The organism is Micromonospora sp. 4G55, assembly GCF_016803375.1.
In genome coordinates this window covers 1-5,064 of record NZ_JAEVHN010000456.1, presented here as the reverse complement: position 1 = coordinate 5,064, position 5,064 = coordinate 1, and the positions used below count along the sequence as shown (strand labels likewise).

The window sequence follows — 5,064 nt, the reverse complement described above, 5'->3', positions numbered from 1 at the left end:
GGCCTGGAGCAGGTCGGTCACGCCTCCGACGACCGCGTCCACCGTGACGATGGGCGGCGCGTCGGCGGCGCGCGCGGGCCGGTGGTCGCCCGCCTCGTAGCCGATCCAGGCGCAGGCGGCGGCGCCGAGCACGAGCCCGAGGCGCAGCGCGAGAGGCCCAAGCCGCCTGCTCCGCACGCCCATCGCCGCACCCCCGACCTCGGCCGTCCCATCGGGACCGGCACCGGGGACTCTACCGAAAGCGTCGGTGCGGTGACAGAGAGCGCGCGGCGCGGCACGCAGGTTTCTGTGCCGCGGGTCAGGCCGACACCTCCCGGCCGCTGGGCAGGGGCGGCCGGCCGGCGTCCATCCGGGAGTCGGGTGCCGACAGCGCCCCGGTGGCTCGCCTCGGCGGGACGCGCTCGCCCGTGACGGCCGGCCCGGCCCACGGCGCGTCGCCGGGAACCAGACCCTCCTCCACCCCGAACAGGTGCGCCGTCGCGGTGAGGTGCAGCAGCCGGGAGACGCAGCGGGGCGGTCGTCGGCCCGTCCCGCCCGGTCAGGCCAGCCGGATGCTGTTCCCCTCGACCGCGACGGCCGCCTCCGGCAGCGGCTGACCGGCCGGTCCGCCGCGCACCGAGCCGTCGGCGATGTCGAAGACGCTGTTGTGGCACGCGCAGACGATGGTGCGGTCGCGGACGGCGGTGACGGTGCAGCCCTGGTGGGTGCACCTGGCCGAGAACGCCTTGATGGTGCCCTCGGTGGGCTGGGTGACCACCACCCCCTGGGCGGCGAAGATCCGCCCGCCGCCGACGGGGATGTCCGCCACCGTGGCCAGCGGCTTCGCCGCTCCACCCGCCGCGCCGGTCGCCGCGGGGGCCGGGGCCGCGGCCTCGCCGTACGTCTGGCAGCCGGTCAGCAGGGCGGTGAGGCCCGCCCCGCCGGCTCCGGCCAGCACCGCCCGCCGGGACGGGCAGCCCGGATCGCGGTCGTCGACCATGTCCTCGCCTTCCTCTCGTACCTCAGGTGCCGACGCCGACGGTGGTGAAGTACCACAGCGACGAGGTCAGCCAGATGCCCATCAGGACGGTGAAGACCACCCCGCCGATCACCGGCAGCACCCAGCCGGCCAGCCCCGGCCGGGGCAGGGCGAGCATCTTGGTGGTGAAGGCGCCGAAGAACAGGCAGCCGAGCAGCGAGTGCAGCAGGGTGCGCGGGTCGTGGTCGGCGAAGCCCAGCGCGTAGAGGCAGTGCACCGCCACCGGCACGGTCAGCAGGAACGCGATCCGGCCCGACCAGCGGTGCGCGGTGCCCGCCCAGGACGGGGAGAAGCCGCCCAGCCGGCCCCACATGGCCAGCGCGGAGAGCAACTGCAGGACGGCGAAGAACGCCGCGCCGCTGCCCAGCCACACCTTCACCGCCTGCGGGCCGGAGAAGCCAGCCAGGTTGACGGCGATCCCGGTCGGGGTGTGCAGCCGCCCGTAGACGCCCGTGGCCACCGCGACGGCCGCGCCGACCAGCAACGGAACGAACAGCGACGCCCGGGGCGCGCCGAGCGTGGCGGGCCGGGCCGGCGCGGGCGCCGGGTCGAACTGCACGTGCACCACCGGCGTGGTGTCGTCGGCGGAGTCCGCGTCGACGCCGTGCCGGGGACCGACCCTCACTCCGCCGTCTCCGGGTCGGCGGCCACCGGCTCGGCGGTGACGGTGACGCCGTCGACGATGGTGGTGCCGAACGCCGGGTCCAGCGGCGGGGCCGGCGCCGGGGAGCCGTCGCGGGTGAGCACGCCGATCTGCGAGCCGTCCGGCAGCATGATCCAGCCGCCGTCGAGGCCGGCCCCGCGCGCCCGCGCGGTGGCCCGGTAGAGCACGGGGGCGGGCGTGGCGCCGGCCTTGGCGGTGAACCTCCACCGCTTGTCGCCGACGACCAGTTCGCCGGTGACCTCGCCGTCGTCGATCGTGCCGGTGAGGGTGGCGCCCTTCTTGCCGGTCAGCTTCAGCCGGCCGGCTGCGGCGGTGCCCCGCAGCCAGATCTCCAGGCGTCTGCCGTCGCAGACGTAGGCCACCGCCCTGCCCTTCGTGGCGGTGATGGCGATGGTGGCGCCGCTGTCGAGCCAGCCGGTCCAGTTCGCGGTGACCGGCGCGGCCGGGGCGGTGGTGGGAGCGCCGGGGCGGCTGCGCTGCTCGGACGGCTGCGCGGGCGGTTGCCCGGTCGGGTCGGCCGGTGGTGTCGGGGGCGCCTCCGGCGCCGCGGTGGCGCTGGCCGAGGGGGTGGCGGCGGCCGTCGGCTGGACCGTACGCGGCGCCGCCTGGGCGCTCATCGCGAACAGCACGGCGGCCGTCCCGGCCCCGGTCAGCAGGGTCAGCAACGGGGTGATGCGCTTCATGAGCAGCTCCCTTCACCCGGTCGTACGGTGCCGGGGCGCCGGTCGTTCAATCCGCGCGCCGATCCGTCCCGGCAATTCCGCGGGAACAGCCGCGGCGGCGCCGGGCTTGCCGACCACGGAAGGTGGGGCTGCGCTCAGGCCGGCCGGCGGGTGCTCTGCCGGACGATCAGCGGGGTGGCCAGCTCGATGCGGTGGCTGTCCAGCTCCTCGCCGGCGATCAGCGCGAGCAGCATCCGGGTCGCCATCCCGGCCATCTCGGTCAGCGGCTGGCGGACGGTGGTCAGCGGCGGAGCGGACCAGCGGGCGGCGTCCAGGTCGTCGAAGCCGACGATGCTCACGTCGTCGGGGACCCGCGCGCCGCGCTCGTAGAGCGCCTCGTAGGCGCCGAGGGCCATCTGGTCGGCGCAGGCGAAGACGGCGGTGGGCGGGCGGGAGAGGTCGAGCAGGGCGTTCATCTCCCGGTATCCGGACGGCGCGTTGAAGTCGCCGTGCCGGACGTAACCGGCGGGGATCTTGCGGCCCGCCGCGTTCATCGCGGCGCGGTAGCCGTCGACGCGGGCCCGGCTGCACGGCACGGTGGGCTGGCCACCGATCACCGCGATCCGGTCGTGGCCGAGGCCGAGCAGGTGCTCGGTGGCGGCGACGCCACCGGCCCAGTTCGTCGCGCCGACGGACGGGATGCCCGCGCCGGGCTGCCCGGCCGGGTCGATGATGACCACCGGGATGCCCAACTCGTCGAGTTGGCTCTGCTGGCTGGGGGAGAGGTCGGAGAGCACCAGCAGCACCCCGTCGCAGCGGCGGGCGGAGAGCTGCTCGATCCAGCGCCGGTCGGGGCGGGTGCGGTGCCGGCCGTGCACGGCGGAGACCACCACGCCCATGCCGGCCCGGTAGGCCAGCTCCTCCACGCCGTCGAGGATCTGCATCGCCCACGGGCTGCCGAGGTCGCGGAAGACCAGGTCGATGAGGCCGGCGCCACCGGAGGAGGTGGCCCGCCGGGCCGTGTAGCCGCGCCGGTCGAGCAGGTCCTGCACCTTCTGCCGGGTGGTGGGCGCGACGTCCGGGCGGCCGTTGAGCACCTTCGAGACGGTGGGCACGGACACGCCCGCGGCGGCCGCGATCTCCGACAGGGTCGCCCGCGTCTCCGGCATGCCACTCTCCTCGGCCGATCGATGTGCCCTGCCCTCGATCGTATCCCGAAAGTTTCGAAAACTGCGCACCCACGTGTCCGATCCGTTAGATTCCGCCGCCGTTCCATCGACAGCGACCCCTTGACCCGATCTCGCGGCGCTGCCTAGTCTGCCTCGAAATCGAAACTTTCCCGAAACTTATCGAGGCATCCGGTCCGGCGCGGCCGGGTCGTGAGAGGACGGTGATCGGCCATGCGTCGTCGCGATTTCCTGGGTGGTACGGCCGCAGCCCTGCTCAGCACCGGCGTGCTGGGCTCGCTCGCCGCGTGCGGCAGCTCCGGACCGGGCGGCGGTGACCAGCTTCAGCTCTGGGCCCTGCAGGACGCCGAATACCAGAAGGTGGTCAAGCCCGCCATCGACGCCTACAACTCCGGCGCCGACAACAAGATCCAGTTCACCACGTACGTCAACGACGCCTACAAGCAGAAGCTCCAGGTCGCGATGGGGTCGCCGCAGGCGCCGGACGTCTTCTTCAACTGGGGCGGCGGCAACCTCGCCCAGTTCGTCAAGGCCGGCCAGGTGGTCGACCTGACCGACCGGACCGCCGACCTGTCCGCCGCGTTCCTGCCCAGCGTGCTGTCGGTGGGGCAGGTCGACGGCCGGCAGTACGCCCTGCCGATGAACGGCATCCAGCCGGTGATCCTCTACTACCACAAGGGCGTCTTCGCCGCCGCCGGGCTCCAGCCGCCGAAGACGTACGACCAGCTGCTGGCCGTGGTCGACGCGCTCAAGGCCAAGGGGGTCACCCCGATCGCGCTGCCCGGCTCGCAGGGCTGGACCGAACTGATGTACCTGGAGTACCTGCTCGACCGGGTCGGCGGGCCCGACAAGTTCGCCGCGATCGCCGCCGGCACGGCCGGCGCCTGGTCGGACCCGGCGGTGGTGCGGGCCGCCACGACGTGCCAGGAGCTGGCGAAGCGGGGCGCGTTCGGCGCGAACTTCGCCTCGATCAACTACGACAACTCCGGCGCCTCCAAGCTCTTCGCCACCGGCAAGGCGGCCATGTTCCTCATGGGCAGCTGGGAGTACTCCACCCAGCTGACCAACAACCCGACCTTCGTCAAGGACGGCAAGCTCGGCTGGCTGCCCTTCCCGACAGTCGCCGACGGCGCCGGCGACCCGACGGCGGTGGTCGGCAACCCGAGCAACTACTACTCGGTGTCCGCCAGCTCCAAGCACGCCGACACGGCGGTCGACTTCCTGAAGAAGACCCTGACCTCCGAGTCGTACGTCACGGGGCTGATCGCCGCCGGACAGGTGCCGGCGGTCAAGGGCGTGGAGACCAAGCTGGCCGGCACCCCGGGCGCCGAGTTCACCACCTTCACCTACCAGCTGGTGTCCGGCGCGTCGTCGTTCACCCAGTCCTGGGACCAGGCGCTGCCGCCCTCGGTCAGCAGCGAGCTGCTGACCAACCTGCAGAAGCTCTTCCTCGCCCAGCTCACCCCGGCGGACTTCGTCGCCGCGATGGGGAAGGCGCGGTGACCGCGGCCGTGCCGGCCCTCGGCCGCGCCC

General features: G+C 73.8%; 7 protein-coding genes. 1 reads left to right on the top strand and 6 read right to left on the bottom strand.

All coding sequences use genetic code 11. The features are described from left to right. The 6 genes from JNW89_RS27235 to JNW89_RS27210 all read right to left on the bottom strand — a co-directional run. Positions 1-183, bottom strand: a 183-nt coding sequence (locus JNW89_RS27235; RefSeq protein ID WP_238451203.1) for a hypothetical protein, incomplete at its 3' end; no start/stop codon positions are given. 115 nt (positions 184-298) lie between these two features. Further along, positions 299-460 (bottom strand): hypothetical protein, encoded by a 162-nt coding sequence (locus tag JNW89_RS27230; RefSeq protein ID WP_238451202.1) that lies wholly within the window; start codon positions 458-460, stop codon positions 299-301. Positions 461-538: 78 nt separating this feature from the next. Continuing rightward, positions 539-979, bottom strand: a complete 441-nt coding sequence (locus tag JNW89_RS27225) for a Rieske (2Fe-2S) protein (RefSeq protein ID WP_238451200.1) — start codon at positions 977-979, stop codon at positions 539-541. 22 nt (positions 980-1,001) lie between these two features. After that, the gene (locus JNW89_RS27220; protein ID WP_306344912.1) at positions 1,002-1,514 is read right to left on the bottom strand and encodes a DUF6529 family protein; all 513 of its coding nucleotides are present in this window, start codon (positions 1,512-1,514) and stop codon (positions 1,002-1,004) included. Positions 1,515-1,639: 125 nt separating this feature from the next. Then, positions 1,640-2,365, bottom strand: a complete 726-nt coding sequence (locus JNW89_RS27215) for a hypothetical protein (protein ID WP_238451198.1) — start codon at positions 2,363-2,365, stop codon at positions 1,640-1,642. 134 nt (positions 2,366-2,499) lie between these two features. Beyond that, positions 2,500-3,513 (bottom strand): LacI family DNA-binding transcriptional regulator, encoded by a 1,014-nt coding sequence (locus tag JNW89_RS27210; protein ID WP_238451197.1) that lies wholly within the window; start codon positions 3,511-3,513, stop codon positions 2,500-2,502. A gap of 231 nt (positions 3,514-3,744) precedes the next feature. Here JNW89_RS27210 and JNW89_RS27205 point away from each other — a divergent pair, with 231 nt between their 5' ends. Then, on the top strand, positions 3,745-5,034 hold the full coding sequence (locus JNW89_RS27205; protein ID WP_238451195.1) for an ABC transporter substrate-binding protein: 1,290 nt from the start codon (positions 3,745-3,747) through the stop codon (positions 5,032-5,034). Positions 5,035-5,064 lie beyond the last annotated feature (30 nt).